This window comes from Cupriavidus cauae (genome assembly GCF_008632125.1).
In the GTDB taxonomy this organism is placed as follows: Bacteria; Pseudomonadota; Gammaproteobacteria; order Burkholderiales; family Burkholderiaceae; genus Cupriavidus; species Cupriavidus cauae.
Window position 1 is genome coordinate 59,733 of record NZ_VWRN01000025.1, and the last position, 20,861, is coordinate 80,593.

General features: G+C 68.3%; 22 protein-coding genes. 13 read left to right on the top strand and 9 right to left on the bottom strand.

The window, feature by feature from the left end:
- Nucleotides 1–176 precede the first annotated feature (176 nt).
- From F1599_RS25790 to F1599_RS08350, 5 genes are all read right to left on the bottom strand, one after another.
- A complete protein-coding gene (locus F1599_RS25790) occupies nucleotides 177–809 on the bottom strand; it encodes a hypothetical protein (RefSeq protein WP_190286332.1) in 633 nt (210 codons plus the stop codon).
- On the bottom strand, nucleotides 799–2,118 hold the full coding sequence (gene zigA, locus F1599_RS08335) for a zinc metallochaperone GTPase ZigA (RefSeq protein ID WP_150082740.1): 1,320 nt from the start codon (nucleotides 2,116–2,118) through the stop codon (nucleotides 799–801). The genes F1599_RS25790 and zigA overlap by 11 nt, the downstream gene beginning before the upstream one ends.
- A gap of 209 nt (nucleotides 2,119–2,327) precedes the next feature.
- Entirely contained in the window at nucleotides 2,328–3,017 is a 690-nt protein-coding gene (dksA, locus tag F1599_RS26150) for an RNA polymerase-binding protein DksA (RefSeq protein ID WP_223819530.1), read from the bottom strand.
- 423 nt (nucleotides 3,018–3,440) lie between these two features.
- Nucleotides 3,441–4,529, bottom strand: a complete 1,089-nt coding sequence (locus F1599_RS08345) for a CobW family GTP-binding protein (RefSeq protein ID WP_150082741.1) — start codon at nucleotides 4,527–4,529, stop codon at nucleotides 3,441–3,443.
- The gene (locus tag F1599_RS08350) at nucleotides 4,517–5,062 is read right to left on the bottom strand and encodes a Fur family transcriptional regulator (protein WP_149317269.1); all 546 of its coding nucleotides are present in this window, start codon (nucleotides 5,060–5,062) and stop codon (nucleotides 4,517–4,519) included. The genes F1599_RS08345 and F1599_RS08350 overlap by 13 nt, the downstream gene beginning before the upstream one ends.
- A 230-nt stretch (nucleotides 5,063–5,292) precedes the next feature.
- On the opposite strand from F1599_RS08350, the gene glgX reads away from it, so the two are divergent.
- The 8 genes from glgX to F1599_RS26430 all read left to right on the top strand — a co-directional run bounded on the left by glgX (nucleotide 5,293) and on the right by F1599_RS26430 (nucleotide 12,956).
- On the top strand, nucleotides 5,293–7,482 hold the full coding sequence (gene glgX / locus F1599_RS08355; protein ID WP_150082742.1) for a glycogen debranching protein GlgX: 2,190 nt from the start codon (nucleotides 5,293–5,295) through the stop codon (nucleotides 7,480–7,482).
- Between the two features lie 375 nt (nucleotides 7,483–7,857).
- Nucleotides 7,858–8,844: a tripartite tricarboxylate transporter substrate-binding protein gene (locus F1599_RS08360; RefSeq protein WP_149317267.1), complete on the top strand. Its 987-nt coding sequence runs from the start codon at nucleotides 7,858–7,860 to the stop codon at nucleotides 8,842–8,844.
- Between the two features lie 283 nt (nucleotides 8,845–9,127).
- Complete coding sequence (gene hslV / locus F1599_RS08365) at nucleotides 9,128–9,664, top strand: ATP-dependent protease subunit HslV (protein ID WP_053820902.1); 537 nt, start codon at nucleotides 9,128–9,130, stop codon at nucleotides 9,662–9,664.
- 115 nt (nucleotides 9,665–9,779) lie between these two features.
- On the top strand, nucleotides 9,780–11,111 hold the full coding sequence (hslU, locus tag F1599_RS08370) for an ATP-dependent protease ATPase subunit HslU (RefSeq protein ID WP_149317266.1): 1,332 nt from the start codon (nucleotides 9,780–9,782) through the stop codon (nucleotides 11,109–11,111).
- Nucleotides 11,112–11,367: 256 nt separating this feature from the next.
- A complete protein-coding gene (locus F1599_RS08375; protein WP_006576302.1) occupies nucleotides 11,368–11,952 on the top strand; it encodes a hypothetical protein in 585 nt (194 codons plus the stop codon).
- Nucleotides 11,953–12,070: 118 nt separating this feature from the next.
- Nucleotides 12,071–12,274, top strand: a complete 204-nt coding sequence (locus F1599_RS08380) for a CsbD family protein (RefSeq protein ID WP_023264984.1) — start codon at nucleotides 12,071–12,073, stop codon at nucleotides 12,272–12,274.
- Nucleotides 12,275–12,407: 133 nt separating this feature from the next.
- Nucleotides 12,408–12,740 (top strand): hypothetical protein, encoded by a 333-nt coding sequence (locus F1599_RS08385; RefSeq protein ID WP_150082743.1) that lies wholly within the window; start codon nucleotides 12,408–12,410, stop codon nucleotides 12,738–12,740.
- Between the two features lie 87 nt (nucleotides 12,741–12,827).
- Nucleotides 12,828–12,956, top strand: coding sequence for a hypothetical protein (locus F1599_RS26430; RefSeq protein WP_263364017.1), 129 nt, complete (start codon nucleotides 12,828–12,830; stop codon nucleotides 12,954–12,956).
- A 67-nt stretch (nucleotides 12,957–13,023) separates the two neighbouring features.
- Here F1599_RS26430 and F1599_RS08390 read toward each other — a convergent pair whose 3' ends face one another.
- Both F1599_RS08390 and F1599_RS08395 read right to left on the bottom strand, forming a co-directional pair.
- Nucleotides 13,024–13,647 carry a response regulator transcription factor gene (locus tag F1599_RS08390; protein WP_190286328.1) on the bottom strand — a complete coding sequence of 208 codons (624 nt, stop codon included), beginning with the start codon at nucleotides 13,645–13,647 and terminating at the stop codon, nucleotides 13,024–13,026.
- A complete protein-coding gene (locus tag F1599_RS08395) occupies nucleotides 13,644–15,023 on the bottom strand; it encodes an ATP-binding protein (RefSeq protein WP_150082744.1) in 1,380 nt (459 codons plus the stop codon). Before F1599_RS08395 ends, F1599_RS08390 begins: the two co-directional genes overlap by 4 nt.
- A 289-nt stretch (nucleotides 15,024–15,312) precedes the next feature.
- On the opposite strand from F1599_RS08395, the gene F1599_RS08400 reads away from it, so the two are divergent.
- Complete coding sequence (locus F1599_RS08400; RefSeq protein ID WP_149317263.1) at nucleotides 15,313–15,783, top strand: copper chaperone PCu(A)C; 471 nt, start codon at nucleotides 15,313–15,315, stop codon at nucleotides 15,781–15,783.
- 232 nt (nucleotides 15,784–16,015) lie between these two features.
- On the opposite strand, the gene F1599_RS08405 is transcribed toward F1599_RS08400, so the two are convergent.
- On the bottom strand, nucleotides 16,016–16,951 hold the full coding sequence (locus F1599_RS08405; RefSeq protein ID WP_149317262.1) for a LysR family transcriptional regulator: 936 nt from the start codon (nucleotides 16,949–16,951) through the stop codon (nucleotides 16,016–16,018).
- 100 nt (nucleotides 16,952–17,051) lie between these two features.
- Here F1599_RS08405 and F1599_RS08410 point away from each other — a divergent pair, with 100 nt between their 5' ends.
- On the top strand, nucleotides 17,052–17,558 hold the full coding sequence (locus F1599_RS08410; RefSeq protein ID WP_150082745.1) for a DMT family transporter: 507 nt from the start codon (nucleotides 17,052–17,054) through the stop codon (nucleotides 17,556–17,558).
- Nucleotides 17,559–17,664: 106 nt separating this feature from the next.
- Here F1599_RS08410 and F1599_RS08415 read toward each other — a convergent pair whose 3' ends face one another.
- Nucleotides 17,665–17,910 carry a cysteine-rich CWC family protein gene (locus F1599_RS08415; RefSeq protein ID WP_149317260.1) on the bottom strand — a complete coding sequence of 82 codons (246 nt, stop codon included), beginning with the start codon at nucleotides 17,908–17,910 and terminating at the stop codon, nucleotides 17,665–17,667.
- A gap of 199 nt (nucleotides 17,911–18,109) precedes the next feature.
- On the opposite strand from F1599_RS08415, the gene argB reads away from it, so the two are divergent.
- From argB to slmA, 3 genes are read left to right on the top strand one after another with little or no spacing between them, the layout of a single operon-like run.
- Nucleotides 18,110–19,027 (top strand): acetylglutamate kinase, encoded by a 918-nt coding sequence (gene argB / locus F1599_RS08420; RefSeq protein WP_006579752.1) that lies wholly within the window; start codon nucleotides 18,110–18,112, stop codon nucleotides 19,025–19,027.
- Between the two features lie 53 nt (nucleotides 19,028–19,080).
- A complete protein-coding gene (locus F1599_RS08425; protein WP_150082746.1) occupies nucleotides 19,081–20,160 on the top strand; it encodes a pyrimidine 5'-nucleotidase in 1,080 nt (359 codons plus the stop codon).
- Nucleotides 20,157–20,831 carry a nucleoid occlusion factor SlmA gene (gene slmA / locus F1599_RS08430; RefSeq protein ID WP_149317258.1) on the top strand — a complete coding sequence of 225 codons (675 nt, stop codon included), beginning with the start codon at nucleotides 20,157–20,159 and terminating at the stop codon, nucleotides 20,829–20,831. Before F1599_RS08425 ends, slmA begins: the two co-directional genes overlap by 4 nt.
- Nucleotides 20,832–20,861: the final 30 nt, after the last annotated feature.

Here is a 20,861-nt window from a genome sequence, read left to right on the forward strand (position 1 = left end):
GGCTGGCGCGGCAAGGCACGTCCCGCCGCGATGGCATGGGAGTGCGGGCCTGTCGCCAGCATGGCGCCGGGATGTCGCCGGGATGTCGGCGGCATGTCCGGGGAGTCGTGCCGGTCAGCGTGGTCGAACGTCGGGATCGCCGGGTCGTCAACAAGCGGCCGCGAGGGCGGCCGGGCTCAGGCGAAGGCGAGCGAAGCGGGTGGGGCGCGCGTCAGGAAGCTGCGCTGCGGCGGCAGGTGGGGCCAGCGCCAGGTGATGCCGGGCGGCACCAGGGGCTTGCCGTGCGACAGCAGCGGCATCGGTGGCGCACCGCAGGCGCCGGGGGCCTGCGTGGCCGCGTCGAACAGCACGCACGAGTGGGTCGATGCGCGCGCGCTGTCCGGTGCGTGGCGGTCGGTGCCGGTACCGGTGTCGATATCGGCATCGGCATCGGCATCGGCATCGGCATCGGCATCGGCATCGGCATCGGTGGCGGAGGCGGAGGCGGAGGCGTCGTCGCGCGCGGCTGTCGCGGTCGCAGCGGCGGTGGGCGATGCCTGCCCGGCCAACGTCAGCCCGGCCGACATCAAGCCGGACGACATCAGCCCGGCCGACATCAAGCCGGACGACATCAGCCCGGTCGACATCAGCCCGGTCGACATCAGCCCGGTCGACATCAGCCCGACCGGCGCGCCGCCATGCTGGATGCGGTGAACCAGGCCGGCGTGCTGGGCCAGCAACAGGCACAGCACCAGCCACAAGGCCCACAGTCCACCGGTCAGGCGGCCTGTGCCTCGGCGCCGCAGCTTGCGCAGCAACTCAGTGCGCATGTCCGCCATGGTGGCCGCAGTCGCAGGGGCCGCCATCGTGATCGTGATCGTGACGGTGATCATGTTCGTGATGATCGTGGTCATCGTCGCCGAAGGCGTCTTCCCAGCTGGGGAAGGGATCATCGTAGGCGGCCCAGGCCTCGGGCCCGGCCGCCATCTCGGCATCGGTCAGCAGGCAGGCATCGAGCGCGGCCTCGAGCGCGGCGCGGTCCATGTTCTGGCCGATCAGCACCAGCTCCTGGCGCCGGTCGCCGAACGGGGCCGGCGCGCCGTCGACTTCCGAGTCGGCGCGGATCGCGGCCAGCGTGTCGTCGTCCTGCGGCCAGTCGGCCCGATCGACCGCGGCCCACCAGGCACCGGCACCGCCATGGCGGCACACGCCGCCGGCCTGGCTCCAGCTGCCGGCCACTTCCATGCGGCTCGCCAGCCAGAAGAAGCCCTTCGAGCGCAGCACGTTGCCATGCTGGCGCAGCCATTCGGTATGGATCAGGTCGGCGAACCGGCGCGGGTGGAACGGGCGGCGGCGCCGGTAGACGAAACTGCCGATGCCGTAGGCCTCGCTCTCGGGCACATGCTCGCCGCGCAGTTCGGCCTGCCAGCCCGGCGCGGCCGCGGCGGCTTCGAAGTCGAAGCGGCCGGTGTCGAGCACCTTGTCGAGCGGCACCTTGCCGAAGCTGGCGGGCACGATCTCGGCGCGCGGGTTCAGCACGTGCAGCAGCGCCATCAGCCGCTCGCGCTCGGCATCGTCGACCAGATCGATCTTGTTCAGCACGATCACGTCGCAGAACTCGACCTGCTCGATCAGCAGATCGACCACGGTGCGGTCGTCCTCGTCGTCGCGGGCCTGGCCGCGGTCGCGCAGATAGTCGGCCTCGTCGAAGTCCTGCGGGAAATGCGCGGCGTCGACCACGGTGACGATGGTGTCGAGCCGGGCCAGGCTGTCGAGTGCGTGGCCGTGTTCGTCTTCGAACGTGAACGTTTCGGCGATCGGCAGCGGCTCGGCCACGCCGGTCGATTCGACCAGCAGATAGTCGAAGCGCCCCTCGCGCGCCAGCGCGGCGATCTCGACCAGCAGGTCCTCGCGCAGCGTGCAGCAGATGCAGCCGTTGGACAGCTCGACCAGGCGCTCGCCGGCCTGCGCCAGCACGCCTTCGCCGACCAGCCGCGCATCGATGTTGACGTCCGCCAGGTCGTTGACGATGACCGCCACGCGCTTGCCTTCGCGGTTGGCCAGCACATGCTGCAGCAGCGTGGTCTTGCCGGCGCCGAGGAAGCCGGCCAATACGGTGACGGGAAGACGGTCGGCCATGGCGATCTGGAGGATGAGGGGGGATGTCGCGCGGCGGCGCGCAGGGCGGCTCGCCGGCTTATTGCAACAAGGTTGCGACTGTAGCAGAAATGCGGGGCCGCGGCACCTTCGCTGTCGCCTCCCGGCGACGGCTCGGGTCTGTCTCGCGTACAAAAGCAAACGGCCCGGAGTTCCGGGCCGTTGACAGCGCAGATCGAGGGGCGCAGGCCTCAATCGCCGAACAGCTTCTGGCGCAGTTCGCGGCGCTGCTGGGCTTCCAGCGACAGCGTCGCGGTCGGGCGGGCCAGCAGGCGGGGTACGCCGATCGGCTCGCCGGTTTCCTCGCACCAGCCGTATTCGCCCGACTCGATGCGGGCCAGCGATTGTTCGACCTTCTTCAGCAGCTTGCGCTCGCGGTCGCGCGTGCGCAGCTCCAGGGCATGTTCTTCTTCGATCGTGGCGCGGTCCGCCGGATCCGGCACGATGACCGTTTCGCGCAGATGTTCGGTGGTCTGGTCGGCGTTCTTCAGGATTTCGTCGCGCAGCTGTTCAAGGCGGTTCTTGAAAAAGGCCAGTTGGGCCTCGTTCATGTAGTCCTTGTCGTCCATCTTCAGGATTTCAGCTTCAGTCAGAAGTTTATTGCTGCTCATGGTTGCTGCTGATTCTCTTGTTGATGCGACCGGCGGCGTCGTGTTCCGCGCGGATGCAGTGTCGGTCCGCTTGCGCGGTTCGACCGTTTCACTCTGGCTGGCTGCTGCAGTCTTGCTGCTTCGCGTGCCTCCCTTTGCCGCTCCGGTACCGGCCTGCGCCGAGCCGTTCCGGGGGGTAGGCGCAGCTTGCTGTCCCTGCGCCTTCGTCGTAGCGGCCGCAGCACCAGCGGTTTTGCTGCGGCTTTCTTTGGTTTTTGCTGCGGCTACCATGGGATCCCTTTCTCGGCGTCGGTCGACATCGGTCGGCGTCGTTGCCCCAGCGGCAACGCCTGAAACGTTGCGGCACGAGATCCCGCGCGTTCGACGGCCATCGCACGAGCACAGCGGCCGCACCGGAGGACGGCCGTCTGATGCTGACGACAACCGCCGCCCTGCATACGACGCAGGCGGCGGCAAGACCGCGCTGCCCGCATCACATCCGGCTTATTGTACTTGAACAAATTACCAGGAGATACGGTGGAAAACCGGACCGGATATTCGGTGTTTCACCGAGCCGCGCACGCTGCGTATCACCGTGCAGCGGCGGCGCCGTGTCACCCATCCGGGTGCCGCAGTGCGGCAAGCAGGGCGCCTGCATGGCGCTTGCATGACGGAAACCGAGGCCCGGAGCGGGCCTGCGGCGGGCACCGATAATCAGGCGAGGCAGTTGGCCAGGCCCTTCAGAATGGCGTCCTTGGGCAGGTCGACACCGATAAACACCATTTTGGTGCTCGGGGTTTCGTCCTCCCATTTGCCGCCGATGTCGCTGCCCATCAGCTGGTGCACGCCCTGGAATACCACCTTGCGGTCGACCCCTTCCATATAGAGCACGCCCTTGTAGCGCAGCAGCTTCTCGCCGTAGACGGTCAGGATCCCGGACAGGAATTCCTCGAGCTTGCCGTAGTGGAAGGGCTTGTCGCTGCGGAAGACGAACGAGCCGATGCGGTCGGTGTGGTGGTGATGATGGTGGTGGTTGTGGTGGCCGTGACCGTGGTCGTGCGCGTGTTCGTGATCATGGTCATGGCCGCAGTCGGCGCCGCAGTGCTCGCCATGCTCGTGGTCATGGTCGTGCTCGTGTTCCTCGGCTCGCAGGAAGTCCGGATCGATCTCCAGCTTGGCGTTCAGGTTGAAGCCGCGCAGGTCGAAGATCGAGTCGATCGGCGCCTCGCCGAAATGGGCGGTGCCGATCGGCGCGCGCGGGTTCATCTGCAGCACGCGATGGCGCAGGTCGGCCAGCTCGTCGGCCGACACCAGGTCGGCCTTGGTGATGAAGATCGCATCGGCGAAGCCGACCTGGCGCTGCGCCTCTTCCTGCTTGTCCAGCTGCTGGTTGCCGTGCTTGGCGTCTACCAGCGTGACCACCGCGTCGAGCAGATAGCGCGAGGCGATCTCGTCGTCCATGAAGAAGGTCTGCGCCACCGGGCCGGGGTTGGCCACGCCCGTGGTCTCGATCACGACCCGGTCGAAGTCGATCTCGCCGGCGTCGCGGCGGCCGATCAGGTCCGACAGCGCCTGCACCAGGTCGCCGCGGATCGTGCAGCAGATGCAGCCGTTGCTCATCTGCACGATCTGTTCGCGGCCGTCCTGCACCAGGATCTCGTTGTCGATGTTCTCCTCGCCGAACTCGTTTTCGATCACGGCGATCTTCATGCCGTGCTGTTCGTTGAGGATGCGCTTGAGCAGCGTGGTTTTGCCGCTGCCGAGAAAGCCCGTCAGGATCGTGACCGGGATCAGTTTGGACATGTTGGTTCTCCGGGATGGGGGGAAGCATCAACGGCACCGTTGGCGGGCGCGTCGGCCACGGTGCGCGCGCCGCATTCGGCGCAGATGCCGTTGACGGTCAATTCGACGTGTTCGACCGCGAAGCCGCTCGGCACGGGCGGCGCGGCCTGCCGCGGCGGCGCGCTGCCGGCGTCGAGGCAGAAGGTGCGGTCGCACCGGCTGCAATGGAAATGGCTGTGCCGGCGATGGACCTCGGCGCGCGCCGCCTCATGTTCGATCAGGCTGAAGCGGAACACGCGGTCGTTGCCGGCGCGCTTTTGCGCCAGCCCCTGCTCGACCAGCCAGTCGAGCACCCGATAGACGGTGACGCGGTCGATTGCCTCGGCGCCGCCGGGAAGGCGGTCGATCACGGCCTGGTGGGTCAGCGGAATGTCGCTGCCGATCAGGCAAGCCAGGATGCAGACGCGCGGTTGCGTGACGCGCGCACCCAACGCCCGGAGGCGTTCCTGTGCCGCATCGACGGCGGCCGGCAGGCTGGGAGTGGGCGAAGACATGGGGGCGATTTAACCATAGTGCCCCCGGAGATGCAATTCAGTTGCGAGAGCGGGCCGCCCGGGAGCCTCATGGCCCGAGCTGGCGGCCGATCGCCGCGCCTCTGTAGTTTTGACAACGCTACAGGACCGGTGGCGGGAAATATGGGAAGCGCCGGCCTGTGTCCCATGGCCGGCGCCCGGGCATGCGCCGTGCTCCGGACCATCGTTTCCACACGGGAGTGCCGCACGCCATGTCCAACCACACCATCAGCGAAGGCTTGCCGTTTCCCCTGGGCGCCACCTGGGACGGCGACGGCGTCAACTTCGCGCTGTTCAGCGCCCATGCCAGCAAGGTCGAGCTGTGCCTGTTCGACCAGAACGGCGAACGGGAGATCGAGCGCATCGCGCTGCCCGAATACACCGACGAGGTCTGGCACGTCCGCGTGCAGGGGCTGGCGCCGGGCGCGGTCTACGGTTATCGCGTACACGGGCCCTACGATCCGGCCAACGGCCATCGCTTCAATCCGAACAAGCTGCTGCTCGACCCGTATGCCAAGGCCTACGTCGGCGAACTGCGCTGGGACCCGGCGGTGTTCGGCTATGAAATGGGCCAGGACGACCTGAGCTTCAGTGAGAGCGACAGCGCGCCCTTCATGCCCAAGTGCCAGGTCGTGGACCAGGCCTTCACCTGGGAGCACCCGTTGAGCGTGCGCGTGCCGTGGGAGCGGACCATCTTCTACGAGACCCACGTGCGCGGCTATACCAAACGCCATCCGGCGGTCCCCGAGGCGATGCGCGGCACTTTCGAGGGACTGGGTCAGCGGGCGGTGATCGACCATATCAAGGCGCTGGGCGTGACCTCCGTCGAGCTGCTGCCGATCCATGTCTTCCTGAACGACAGCCACCTGCTCGACAAGGGCCTGACCAACTACTGGGGCTACAACACGATCGGCTTCTTCGCGCCCGATCCGCGCTTCTTTGCCCGGGGGCCGGGCGCGGTCGGCGAGCTCAAGCAGATGATCGACCGCTTCCACGAGGCCGGGCTCGAGATCATCCTCGACGTGGTCTACAACCACACGGCCGAGGGCAGCGAGCTGGGGGCGACGCTGTCGTTCCGCGGCATCGACAACCTGTCCTACTACCGGCTGATGCCGGACGAGAAGCGCTACTACATCAACGACACCGGCACCGGCAACACGCTGAACCTGTCGCATCCGCGCGTGCTGCAGATGGTGATGGACAGCCTGCGCTACTGGGTCACCGAGATGCAGGTCGACGGCTTCCGCTTCGACCTGGCCACCATCCTCGGGCGCGAGCCCGGCGGCTTCGACTATGGCAGCGGCTTCCTGAAGGCGTGCCGGCAGGACCCGATCCTGTCCAGCGTCAAGCTGATCGCCGAGCCGTGGGACTGCGGCCCGGGCGGCTACCAGGTCGGCGGATTTCCGGCCGGATGGGCCGAGTGGAACGACAAGTTCCGCGACACGGTGCGCGACTTCTGGCGCGGCGAGGAGGGCATTGCGCCCGAACTGGCGGCGCGCGTCACCGCCTCCGGCGACAAGTTCAACCACAGCGGGCGGCGGCCGTGGGCGAGCGTCAACTTCATCACCGCGCACGACGGCTTCACGCTGCACGACCTGGTCTCGTACAACGACAAGCACAACGACGCCAACGGCGAGGACAACAACGACGGCACCAGCGACAACCGCTCGTGGAACTGCGGCGCCGAAGGGCCGACCGACGACCCCGACATCGTCGAGCTGCGCGAGCGCCAGAAGCGCAATCTGCTGGCCACGCTGCTGTTCTCGCAGGGCACGCCGATGATGGTGGCCGGCGACGAGTTCGGCCGCACGCAGCAGGGCAACAACAACGCCTATTGCCAGGACAACGAGATCAGCTGGGTCGACTGGGAGATCGACGAGCGCGGCCGCGGGCTGATCGAGTTCGTGCGCAAGCTGACCGCGCTGCGGCGCGCATTGCCGGTGCTGCGGCGGGGCCGTTTCCTGACCGGCGAGGTCGATGACGAACTGGGGGTGGCCGACGTCAAGTGGATCAGCGCCGCGGGCGACGAGCTGACGCCGGAACATTGGGACGACGCCTCGATGCGCTGCTTCGGCCTGGTCATCGACGGCCGCGCGCGCGCCACCGGCATCCGCCGACCGGCCTCGGACGCGACGCTGCTGCTCGTGTTCAATGCCTATCACGACGTGGTCGAGTTCACCTTGCCGCAGATACCCGGCAGCGACCAGTGGACTTGCCTGATCGACACCAACATGCCGGTGCGCGAGGAGCTGCCGGAGTTCTCGTCCGGCGACGTCTACCAGGTCACCGGGCGCTCGCTGCTGCTGTTCGCCCTGGAGGCGCGCGGCGCGACGCGGCGCGTGTTCGAGCGGCTGGAAGGCGTGCTGACGGAGGACGTCGAACCGGGCCGGGGCAGCCAATGACCTCGATGCGGGGCCGATCCGGCGGCCGGCTTGCGAACGCGTCGGCTCTGCTTAGGCCGTGATTCGGCCTCGGTGCGGCCCCGCAACGGCCGCGCTTCGGCTCGCCTTCGGTGCCCGCTTCGGCCTTCGCTTCGGCCTTCGCTTCGGCGCCCGCTCCGGCCCTCGCGTCGACCCCCACTTCGGCCCTACATCGGCCCACTTCGGGCCCACTTCGGGCCCACTTCAGCCCGGGTATTTCCTGATATTTCGGGTAAGTCGCCGTTGATAGCATGGCGGCTCCAAGCCGCGGCCTCCGGTGAGGCGGCCCACGCCGCCACGGTGGCTGGGCGGCATGGCAGTCTGCACGACGGGAAGTCGGGGAAATCAGGAGAAATAATGAAACACGTTGCAAAAACCGTGGCCGCCGCCCTCGCGGCCGCCGCACTGGGTCTGCCTGGCGTGGTACAGGCGCAGGACTACCCGGGCAGCCGGCCGGTCTCGGCCGTGGTGCCGTTCGCCGCAGGCGGCCCGACCGACAAGGTAGCGCGCGAGCTGGCGCAGGTCATGTCCAAGCATCTGGGCGCGACCATCGTGATCGAGAACCTCGGCGGCGCCGGCGGCACGATCGGCGCGAAGAAGGTGGCCCAGTCGAAGAACGATGGCCACACCGTGCTGATTCACCATATCGGCATGTCGACCGCCCCGGCGCTGTACCGCAACCTGGGCTTCGATCCGCTGAAGGACTTCGAGTACATCGGCGAAATCGCCGACGTGCCGATGGTGCTGGTCGGCAACAAGAACCTGCCGCCGAACACGCTGAAGGATCTGCTGCCGTACATCAAGGCCAACGCCAGCAAGCTCTCGCTCGCCAACGCCGGCATCGGCTCGGCGTCGCACCTGTGCGGCCTGCTGTTCCAGAGCGCGATCCAGACCGAGCTGACCACGGTTCCGTACAAGGGCACCGCGCCGGCACTGACCGATATCCTGGGCGGCCAGGTCAACCTGATGTGCGACCAGACCACCAATATCGCCGGCCAGCTGAAGGCCAATGCGCTCAAGCCCTATGCCGCGATGCAGCCGCGCCGCGTCGAGGCGTTCAAGGACATCCCGACCGCGGCCGAGCAGGGCCTGTCGAACATCGAGGTCAAGATCTGGCACGCGATGTACGCACCGAAGGGCACGCCGCAGCCGGTGATCGAGAAGCTGTCGGCGGCGCTGCAGAAGTCGGTGACCGACCCGGGCTTCCGCGCCAAGATGGCCGAACTGGGCGCCGAAGCCGTACCGGCCCAGCGCGCCACGCCGGAGTCGCTGAAGACCTTCCTCGGCAACGAGATCAACAAGTGGACCCCGGTGATTCGCAAGGCCGGCGTCTATGCGGACTGAGTCGACGCGACGCTGACCGCTCCGCCGCCGCCTTCAGCGCGGCGCGGCGGACGGCAACGGCAACCGAGGCCACGCGGCAACGCGTGGCCTTTTTGTTTTGCATGGTGGAAAGCTCTGTGCCTTGAGGGCGGGGGAGCGGGAAGGGGCCGTGGCGGCCGTCTATATTGGGGAGACGCGGGCGGAGCGGGAGGCGAATGCGCCTCACCGGGCACCGTCGGCTGCCGCCCTTGAATTCCGTCAGGCCGCCGCCAAGTAGCTGCCTGAACCCAACTCAGAAGCCACCATGGAACAGTATCACGGCACTACCATCGTCAGCGTCCGGCGCGGCAACCAGGTTGCCCTGGGCGGTGACGGTCAGGTCACTCTCGGCAATATCGTGATGAAGGGCACCGCACGCAAGGTGCGCCGCATCTACAACGGCAAGGTCCTGGTGGGCTTCGCCGGCAGCACTGCCGATGCGTTCTCGCTGCTGGATCGCTTCGAGGCCAAGCTGGAGAAGTACCAGGGCAATCTGACGCGTGCCGCGGTCGATCTGGCCAAGGATTGGCGTTCCGACCGCGCGCTGCGCCGGCTCGAGGCGATGCTGATCACCGCGGACCGCGACACCACGCTGGTGATCACCGGCAACGGCGACGTGCTCGATCCCGAAGGCGGCATCGCGGCGATCGGCTCCGGCGGCGCCTATGCGCAATCGGCGGCCAAGGCGCTGATGGAGAATACCGAGCTCTCGCCCAAGGACGTGGTCGAGAAATCGCTGCGCATCGCCGGCGAGCTCTGCATCTACACCAATACCAATTTCGTCATCGAGACGCTCGAGTGAGCGTCCGGATCACGCTTCCCCGCACGTGACGCCCGCCGGGCGTCCCACCGCGCCGCTGCGCGGTAGTGGCGCCCCGGCCGGCCTTCATTGAACGGATACCCGGATACCGAGACCCATGTCCCACACCATGACTCCGTCGGAAATCGTTTCCGAGCTCGACAAACACATCATTGGCCAGAACAAGGCCAAGAAGGCCGTCGCGGTGGCGCTGCGCAACCGCTGGCGCCGCCAGCAGGTGGCCGACCCGCTGCGCCAGGAGATCACGCCGAAGAACATCCTGATGATCGGCCCGACCGGCGTCGGCAAGACCGAGATCGCGCGGCGCCTGGCCAAGCTGGCCGACGCGCCCTTCATCAAGATCGAGGCCACCAAGTTCACCGAGGTCGGCTATGTCGGCCGCGACGTCGACACCATCGTGCGCGACCTGGTCGAAATGGCGATCAAGCAGACGCGCGAGTCCGAGATGAAGAAGGTGCGCACCAAGGCCGAGGATGCCGCCGAGGACCGCCTGCTCGACGTGCTGCTGCCGCCGCCGCGCGACATCGGCTTCGCTCAGCCCGAGGAAAAGGATTCCAACACCCGCCAGGTCTTCCGCAAGAAGCTGCGCGAGGGACAGCTCGACGACAAGGAAGTCGAGCTGGAGGTCGCGGCCGCGGTGCCGAGCCTGGACATCATGGGGCCGCCGGGCATGGAGGACATGACCGAGCAGCTGCGCAGCATGTTCGCCGGCCTCGGGCAAGGCAAGAAGCTGCGCCGCAAGATGAAGGTCAAGGAAGCGTTCAAGCTGCTGATCGACGAGGAAGCCGCCAAGCTGGTCAATGACGAGGACCTGAAGCACAAGGCGCTGGCCAACGTCGAGCAGAACGGCATCGTGTTCCTCGACGAGATCGACAAGATCGCCAGCCGCAGCGAACTGGGCGGTGGCGAGGTGTCGCGCCAGGGCGTGCAGCGCGACCTGCTGCCGCTGGTCGAGGGCACCACGGTCAGCACCAAGTACGGCATGATCCGGACCGACCATATCCTGTTCATCGCCTCGGGCGCGTTCCACCTGTCCAAGCCGAGCGATCTGATCCCCGAACTGCAGGGCCGCTTCCCGATCCGCGTCGAGCTCGAATCGCTGTCGGTGGCCGACTTCGAGGCGATCCTGACGCAGACCGACGCCAGCCTGACCAAGCAGTACCAGGCGCTGCTGGCGACCGAGCAGGTCGAGCTGGTGTTCGCGCCGGACGGCATTCGCCGCCTGGCCGAGATCGCCCACTCGGTCAACGAGAAGGTCGAGAACATCGGCGCGCGCCGGCTGTACACGGTGATGGAGCGCCTGCTCGAGGACCTGTCGTTCCACGCCACCCGCTCCAGCGGCGAGACCGTGACCATCGACGCCGCCTATGTCGACGAACGGCTGGGCGACCTGTCGACCAACGAAGACCTGTCGCGCTACGTGCTGTAAGCGTCCGCGATCCCGTCCCGAAAGCGCCTCCCCGAAGTGCGCCTTCTCAGCGATGAGAAGGCGCATTTTTTTCGACCCTGTCGCGCTGCAGTGACCCGTTCATCTCATGTGGGAATCGTCTTACTCGGCTTTCGGAAGCCCCCGCCTGCTTGGAAAAGCGCTCGCCACATAACCTTCATATACGACGAGACAGCAAGGCGGACGCCAGCGTCGGGCCTTGCGGCCTCTCACCGTTTGATGACGACAGGAGCGCGACATGATGAAGAAATGGCTGTCTGCTGCAGTGTGTTCGATGATGGTTGCCGCACCGGCAGGGTTTGCGCTGGCGCAGAGCGCGCCGTCCGGCGCCCGCGCCGACTATGACGCCGCCGTCTCGCGGGCCGACGCCGACTACAAGAATGCGAAGACCCGTTGTGACGCCATGAAGGACAACGCCGAGGACGTCTGCGAGGCCGAGGCCAAGCGCGACCGCGACGTGGCGAAGGCCGAGGCCGAAGCCCGCCGCGACGGCACCGAGGCTGCCCGCGCCAAGGTGCTGAAGGTCAAGGCCGACCGCGAGTACGAAGTCGCGAAGGAACGCTGCGACGACAAGAAGGGCAACGACAAGGACGTCTGCGTGAAGGAAGCCAAGACGGCGCATGAGAAGGCGCTGGGCGAGGCCAAGACGACCCGCGCGGCCGCCGGCGGCGGCACGCGTACCGATGTGGCCGAGGCGCGCCGCGAGGCTCGCAAGGACACCAGCGACGCCGCCTACAAGGCGGACAAGGAGAAGTGCGACGCGATGTCGGGCGACGCCAAGGACCGCTGCGAGGCCGACGTCAAGGCGAAGTACAACCGCTGATGAACGGCCGGCCGCGGCCGACGCGGCCGGCTGAACATCGCCCTATCAAGCGAAGCCGTATCGGGCGAAGCACCACGCGAACGTATCGAACCTATCAATCGAGATCGAGGAGCAGATCATGAACTGGGATCAGATCGAAGGGAAATGGGAGCAGGCCAAGGGCAAGGTCAAGGAGAAGTGGGGCCAGCTCACCGATGACGACCTCACGCAGATCAACGGCAAGCGCGATCAGCTGGCCGGCAAGATCCAGGAGCGCTATGGCTACACCAAGGAGCGCGCCGAGGAGGAAATGCGCGAATGGGAGCGCGACACGCGCTGGTAATGGCCGTCTCGTGACATCCGTTGACCGCTGGTAAGCCAGGTAAGCGTTGGTAAGCACGCTGGCACGGCCGCCGCGACGATGAGATGCTTGCGCCTCGTTGGGCTGCAGGTTGGCCGCAAGCAGGAGGTCCAGAATGAAGCATATCGGTTTGATGTCGGCGGGCGTACTGGCCGGGCTGGCCGGGGCGACAGCGTTCCTGTGCGCCGTGCCGGACCGCAGCGAAGCCACGCGCATCGATGCGGCCACGGGCGACGGCAAGGTCAGGGTTTCGCATGCGGTGTTCGTCAGCGAGTCCGCCGAGTACGGCGCCCGCTCGAACCGGCATGCATTCGATGCGCTGCGGGTCAGCACGAGCGCGAATGGCGGCACGGCAGGTCCGACCGGCCTCGCCAATCGCGCGGACAACGGCGGTGCGGTCAACGGCGGCGACGACCTCGGCTGGGACTACGTGCAACTGCGCCTGTGAGCCGCCGCGCGGCGATGGCCGCGAGGCGATGAAGATGCAAGAAAAAAGGGCCTGCGATCGCAGGCCCTTTTTTCTTGCGTCCGTTTGATGCCCAACGACACGCCCAACGCCGCGCACCAGGACGCGCCCAACGCCGCGCACAACGCCGCGCACAACGCCGCGCACAAGGACGCGCACAAGGACGCGCACCAGGACGCGCCCAACACCGTGCACTAGGACGCGCACAACGCCGTGCACTAGGACGCGCACAACGACGTCGTGCGCAACGTCGCCCATCGAATCCCTACCGCGAAACCGGCCGCTTGGCGAGCTTGCGTTGCAGCGTGCGCCGATGCATGTTCAGCGCCCGCGCGGTCGCCGAGATGTTGCCGCCGTGTTCGGCCAGCACGCGCTGGATATGCTCCCACTCCAGCCGCGGCACCGACAACGGCAGCGGATCCTCCAGCGCGGCCTCGGCCGCCTCTTCCGAGATGCCAGACTTGAGCGCCGCGAGGATCGAATCGACGTTGGCCGGCTTGGCCAGATATTCGTCCGCCCCCTGTTTGACGGCCGCCACCGCGGTGGCGATGCTGGCGTAGCCGGTCAGCACCAGGATGCGCGAGCGCGGCAGCATCGCGCGCAGCGGCGCCACCAGCTGCAGCCCCGAGTCGGCCGGCGCGGTCACGCTGGCCTGGGGCCCCGCGGCCAGATGCAAATCGAGCGTGACATAGCGGAACGCGGTCCTCGCGGCCAGGGCCAGCGCCTGCTGGCGGTTGTGCGCGACCTCGACCGCGAAGCCGCGGCGGGTCAGTGCGCGTGCCAGCGTGTCGGAGAACACCGGGTCGTCGTCGATCACCAGGAAGGGGGCGCCGGTGTCGTTGCCGGTGGCAACGGCAGGGGAGAGGGAAACGTTCGACGGTAGAGTCATGCCGCATGCTCCGAAGAATCGGGGGTTGCCGGCAGCCGCAGCTCCGCCACGGTGCCGCCTTCGGGACGGTCCTGCCAAAGCAGCCGCCCGCCCATCTGGCGCGCGACGCTTTGCGCCAGATATGCGCCGATGCCCTGGCCGCCATGCGTGCTCGCCACCGGCGTCTCGCCCAGCCGCGCGCGCAGCGCGGCGGGCATGCCGGTGCCATGGTCGATCACGCGCAGCAGCAGTTCGCGCGGCGCGCTGCGCGGTTCCATCGTGATCGACAGGCGCAGGGGCAGGTCGCCGCGCCCGGCGGTCTGCTGGCTGCGGGCGGCGTTGTCGAGCAGGATCGTCAGCATCTGCCCGGTCCGCGCCGGCTCGATCGGCACGTCGGCCGCCTCCGCGGCGATCATCGTCTCGATGCGCGCCTGCGGATGGCGCAACTGCCAGCCGTCGGCGAAGGCGGGCAGCCAATGCCCGACCGGCTGCAGGGCGCTGGCGCGGTTCGCTTCGCGCAAGCGCGCGAGGATGCCGCGGCATAGCGTCAGCTGCTGCTCGACCGTATGCAGGTCGGGCAGGTAGTCGCGGATCGCGGTGCCGCCGCGGGCGGGGTCGGCGGCGTCGGCGCGCAGCTCGCCGGCAATCACGGCCAGCGTCGCCAGCGGCGTGCCGATCTCGTGGGCGACCGTCGCCGCCTGCGCGTTCAGCGACTCGACCCGCGCCTCGCGCAGCAGCCGCTCGCGCGCGTCGGCGAGCTGCGCCTCGCGCTCGCGCAGCACGCCCGACAGCCGCGCGACGAACAGCGCGATCATCACCGCGCTCGCGACGAAGTTCAGCCACATGCCGACCAGGTGGTAGACCACCGCGTTGTCCGGGTTGTGCAGGTGCAGGGGCACGTATTCGAACAGCATCAGCGAATAGCAGGCGAGCGCGTACAGCGCCAGCGCGACCACCTGCCGCCACGGCACGATGGCGGCCGCCAGCGCCAATCCCGGCAGATAGAACGAGACGAACGGGTTGGTGGCGCCACCGGTGAAGAACAGGATCGCCGACAGCGCGGTCAGGTCGACCAGCAACTGTCCCATCAGCTCGGCGTCGCCCGGCACCGAGCCGGCGCGCGCATGCTGACGCAGCCGCCAGGCGGTCAGCAGATTGAAGACGGCCTGCAGCGCGAAGATCGTCAGCAGCGGCCGGTAGGGCAGCTGCAGCCCGGCCAGCGTCTCGGCGCAGACCAGCAGCAGCGCCTGTCCGCCGAGGATGGCCCAGCGCAGCCAGTACACCCGGCGCAGGCTCAGCAGGCTGTCTGCGCCGAGGCCTTGCGCGCGGATGGGATCGCCGGCGGATGGGGCGGCAGATCTGGCGGCAGATGCGGCAGCGTGGGCGGTCGTCGTCATGCCGCGAGTGTAGCAATGGCGCCGCGTGCGGCTGTGTTGTGCGACACCATGCCGCATTGGTCACGCCGGGCGGCACTGCCAGACTGGCGGATTGCGCCGCATGGGCCCGCGTGCCGGGTCTCGCGCACCGGCCCTGGCGCCTGCGGCGGTTCATGGTCTAATCGCGTTCTTACGCGGACGTTCTTGCGCCGAGGCTCTTGCGGACGCATTTGCATGGACGCATTTACCCGGACTTCCCGCCTCCGCTGGACCGCCTCGTTTGAATGAATTGCACCGAGAAAGGATAGAGATGCAAGCCAAGCTGTTCGCCGCCGCCGCATGCTGCGCGCTGATTTCCACCTCTGCGTTCGCCCAGGTCGACATCCGCAATGCCTGGGCGCGCGGCACCGTGCCGGCGCAGACCGCCACCGGCGTCTTCATGACGCTGCACGCGCACAAGGACGCGCGCCTGGTCGGCGTGTCGACGCCGGTGGCCGCGACCGCCGAGGTGCACGAGATGAAGATGGAAGGCAACGTGATGCGGATGCGCGCGCTCGACGCGCTGCCGTTGCCGAAGATGGAGGACGTCGAGCTCAAGCCCGGCGGCTACCACGTGATGCTGCTCGGTTTGAAGGCGCCGCTGAATGCGGGCGACAAGGTGCCCGTCACGCTGAAGTTCGAGCAGGGCGGCAAGCTGATCGAGCAGCGCGTCGAGGCCGAAGTGCGCGGCCTGACCGCGCCCGCGCACGGCGGTGGCGCGGCGGCGAACCACAAGCACTGAAACACTGGCTCTCTGAAACGCGAGGGCGCGGATCGCCGGGGCAAGCAACCGGACGATCCGCCGCGGCCGATCCGCGCCGCTCGGTCGGGTCGGTCAATCGGGTCGCTCAGTCGCGCCGCTCAGTCGGGTCGCTCAGTCGCGCCGCTAATCCGCGCCGCTCACTCGCTTCAGTCGCGCCGCTCGATCGCGCTGTTCAACGGCGCAAATCAACGGCGCAGATCAACCGCGCAGATCAACCGCGCAGGCTGATCGCCTCGTCCAGCCCCTGGCCCGCGCCGACCGCCAGCAGCCGCTCGCGCAGCCATGCATGCCCCGGATCGGCGTCGTTGCGCTCGTGCCAGATCGCGCTGAAGGTAAAGCCCGGGAACGCGAACGGCGGCTCGAACACCGCGAAGCGCGGATCGTCCTCCAGCGCCGCCAGGCTGCGCCGGGCCGTGGTCAGGACCAGGTTGGTGCCGGCGATCAGCGCCGGCGCGACGCTCCAGTGCGGCACCACGCAGGCGATCTTGCGGCGCCCGCCATGCTTGGCGATGGCCGCGTCGATCGGGTCGACTTTCTCGCTGTGGGCGGCCACCAGCACGTGCGAGCGAGCCAGGTAGGCGACCTGGTCCAGCCGGCCATGGTCGCGCACCGTCGCGGCATCGACCGCGCAGCCGTACTGTTCCTCGAACAGCGCGGCCATCCGCACGCCTTCCGGCTGATAGACGAACACGCCCAGCGCCAGATCGACCTCGCCGTCCGCCACCTGCGCCGACATCGCTTCGCGGCTGCCCTGCGTCACCACCAGCTCGATGCCCGGCGCCGCCTTGCGGACCGCGCGCAGCAGGTTCGGCAGCACCACCATCGCGCCGTAGTCCGACATCGCCAGACGGAAGGTGCGGCGGGCCGTGGCCGGCTGGAAGCCCGACGGGCCCAGCAGGATGCGCACCTGCGCCAGCGCTTCGGCCAGCGGACCGGACAGCTCGTGCGCCCGTGCGGTCAGCACCAGGCCGCCCTGGCCGCGCACCAGCAGGGGGTCGTCCAGCAACTGGCGCAGGCGAGCCAGTGCGTGGCTGACCGCCGGCTGGCTCAGATGCAGCCGCAGCGCGGCGCGCGAGATATGACGCTCGGCCAGCAGGGCTTCGAGCACGACCAGCAGGTTCAGGTCGACGTTGCGCAGATTATTCATCCGGCGAATATTAAACGTTAGAAACCAGAATTGGAAATCCATCCGGCGTAGGGGCAGACTGGCGCGGTCTCTTTTTCGAACGAACAGAGGAGGTCCGCGCATGCTGTCTTCGTCTCATCCCGTCGGTCCGGTCCTGGCGGCCGCGCTGCCGGTGCTGATCGCCGCGCTCGCCGGCGCGATGATCCCGCTGCAGGCGGGCGCCAATGCCGCGCTGGGCCGCGCGCTCGGCCATCCGCTGTGGGCGACGCTGGTGTCGCTGCTGGTCAGCCTGGCGGTGGTGGTGGTGCTGATGCTGGCCCTGCGCGTCGGCCCGCCCGGCGCCGGCTGGGCGAGCGGGCCGTCGTGGATGTGGATCGGCGGCGCGGTCGGCGTGTTCTATCTGACCGCCGCGCTGATGCTGGCGCCGCGGCTCGGGGCCAGCGGCTTCATCGCGGCGGTGGTGGCCGGCCAGATGCTGGCCTCGCTATGGATGGACCATGCGGGCCTTGCCGGCTTCGCGGTGCGGGAGCTGACGGCGCCGCGGCTCGGCGGCGCGCTGCTGATCGTGCTGGGGGTAGTGGCGATGCAGTGGAGCGGACCGGCGCGCGTGGGCGCGGCGCTGGATTGAGACGGGACCGATGGGAAAGCCGGATCGCTGACCGGCTTGCACTGCGGCCCGCGCCTGCTTGGCCTTGAGACAACGGTCCGATCGAACTAGGGAGTCGCTGACCGGCTCACTCTCCGGCTTGCGCCTGCCGAGCCCGCAGGCAATCCGGGCACAGGCAGTGCTGCCCCGGCACGATCAGCCGCGCCGGCAGCAGCGGCATCGTCGCGCACCAGCAGTGCGGCAGGCCCGCGGCATGGCCGCAGACGAAGCGCGTCCCGCAGGCCGCGCATTGCTCGACGGGGCGCAACTGGCCGGTCAGCACGGCAGCAGGATCGGTGCCCGAGGCCGGACGGCCCCCGCCTTTGCCTGGCATCGCAGTGGTTTCCGTTGGCGTGGTTGTTGCATGAAAAGAACGGCCGATGGGCCGTCGGACGCACCGTTCGCGCCCTGCGCAGGCTCCGGTCGGCCCTGTCGCTAGCGCGGCACCCCGTTTCTTGTAAAATTCGGGCGCCTGCCGCGGGGCGCCGGATGCGCCGCGTTGCCATGATACCTGTCGATTTTCACGGATTGCCATGACCTCCGATACCTCCGGGCCCACCGCAACCGCAGTGGCCGCCATCGCCCCCGCCCTCAAGGCCGAGATCCTCGCCGAGGCGCTGCCCTACATCCGCAAGTTCCATGGCAAGACCATCGTGGTCAAGTACGGCGGCAATGCGATGACCGAAGAGAAGCTCAAGCATGGCTTCGCGCGCGACGTGATCCTGCTGAAGCTGGTCGGCATGAACCCGGTGGTGGTGCACGGCGGCGGCCCGCAGATCGACGAGGCGCTGAAGAAGGTCGGCAAGGTCGGCACCTTCATCCAGGGCATGCGCGTGACCGACGAAGAGACCATGGAAGTGGTCGAGTGGGTGCTCGGCGGCGAGGTCCAGCAGGACATCGTGATGCTGATCAACCAGTACGGCGGCCAGGCGGTCGGCCTGACCGGCAAGGACGGCGGCCTGATCCGCGCCAAGCGGCTGAAGATGCCGGACCGCGAGAATCCGGGGGCGTTCATCGATATCGGCTATGTCGGCGACATCGAGGCGATCAACCCGGCCGTGGTCAAGGCGCTGCAGGACGACGCCTTCATCCCGGTGATCTCGCCGATCGGCTTCTCCGACGACGGCCAGGCTTACAACATCAACGCCGACGTGGTGGCCGGCAAGATGGCCGAGATCCTGAAGGCCGAGAAGCTGGTGATGATGACCAACATCCCGGGCGTGATGGACAAGAAGGGCAATCTGCTGACCGACCTGTCGGCGCGCGAGATCGAGGAGCTGTTCGCCGACGGCACCATCTCGGGCGGCATGCTGCCGAAGATCTCGTCGGCGCTGGACGCCGCCAAGAGCGGCGTGAACTCGGTGCACATCATCGATGGCCGCATCGAACATTCGCTGCTGCTGGAAATCCTGACCGAACAGGCGTTCGGCACCATGATCCGCTCGCACTGACGTACCGCAACCAGGCGCCCGCGGCCGCTGCGGCGGCGCGGCGCCTTCCCCTCGTGCCTTCCCACGCCTCCCGCCGCTCCCCCCTCCGCCTGCGGCATCGGCCGGCCGGCAACAACGCCGGCGACACGGTCTGGCTGTTCGATCTCGACAACACGCTGCACGACGCCTCGCACGCGATCTTCCCGGCGATCAATGCCGCGATGACGGCCTACGTGGCGCGCGTGCTCGCCTGCGACGAGACCACCGCCAGCCGCGTGCGGGTCGACTACTGGAAGCGCTATGGCGCGACGCTGCTCGGCATGATCCGCCATCACGGCGTCGACCCGGCCGACTTCCTGCGCGCCGCGCACGAATTCCCCGATATCGCGCAGATGGTGCGCGTGCGCCGCGGCCTGGCCGCCCAGCTGCGCCGTCTGCCGGGCCGCAAGGTGCTGCTGACCAACGCGCCGCAGGACTATGCGCGCGCGGTGATGCGGGTGGCCGGCATCGAGCACTGCTTCGAGCGCGTGATCGCCATCGAGCAGATGTGGGTCCATGGCGATCTGCGGCCCAAGCCGGATCGGCGCATGCTGCGCCGCCTGCTGGCCCGGCTGCGGATCGCGCCCGGCCGTGCCGTGCTGGTCGAGGACACGGTCTCGCACCTGAAGCGCTATGCTGGCCTGGGGATACGCACCGCGTGGATCACCGGCTATCTGCGTTCGATGACGCCGAGCCGGCCGCATGACGTGCCCGCGGGCGCGGCCCGCGATGCAGCGCAGCAGGCGGCGTTGCGCGCCGAGGCCGAGCGCCATCCGCACGACCGCGACGCGGACCGCGCGGCCCGGCAGGAGGCGGTGACGCTGGTTGCTGCCGAGAACCAGACGCCCGGGCCGCGGCTCTCGCCCGAGACGCAGCCGGTCGGCAGCCATGCAGGCCCTGACGCAGCCGGCAGCGCAGCCGCCACGGCAACGCGCGATTGGGCTCGCAATTGGTCCCCCGATCGGACCCCCGATCGGACGCCAAACCGGACCCCAAACCGGACCCCAAACCGGACCCCGAACCGGGCCCGCATGGTGCACCGGCCGGGCTATGTGGACATAAAAGTACAATCGGTGCATCAACTCCATCGACGAATGCGGAGAAACGGGTCATGACGCAGAGCAACGAGGCAGCAGCACCGGCCGCGAACGCGGACGAGCGCGGCCAGCAGGGCGAGGGTGGCGGCGCTGCCGAGGCCGTGGTCGCGCGCAAGCGCCCGCGTCCCGGCGAGCGGCGCGTGCAGATCCTGCAGACGCTGGCCGGCATGCTCGAGCACCCGCGCTCCGAACGCATCACGACCGCGGCGCTGGCGGCCCGCCTCGGCGTTTCCGAGGCCGCGCTGTACCGGCATTTCGCCAGCAAGGCGCAGATGTTCGAGGGCCTGATCGCCTTTATCGAGCAGACCGTGTTCGGGCTGATCAACCAGATCACCGCGCAGGAGGAACACGGGCTGCGCCAGGTACAGGCGATCGTGCGGATGCTGCTGTCGTTCGCCGAGAAGAATCCCGGCATGACGCGCGTGCTGACCGGCGAGGCGCTGGTCGGCGAGCATGAACGGCTGCAGGAACGCATCAACCAGCTGGTGGACCGGATCGAGGCGTCGATCCGCCAATGCCTGAAGGTCGCCGCGACGCAGGCCGCGTTTCCCGCCGACGCCGACGTATCGGCACGCGCCGCGCTGATCGTCGCCACGGTGCAGGGGCACTGGCATCGCTATGCCAAGAGCGGCTTTCGCAAGCTGCCGGCGGGGCAGATCGACGCGCAGCTGCGCGTGCTGCTGGGCTGATCCCGTCCGATCCCGTTCGATCCCGCGTAG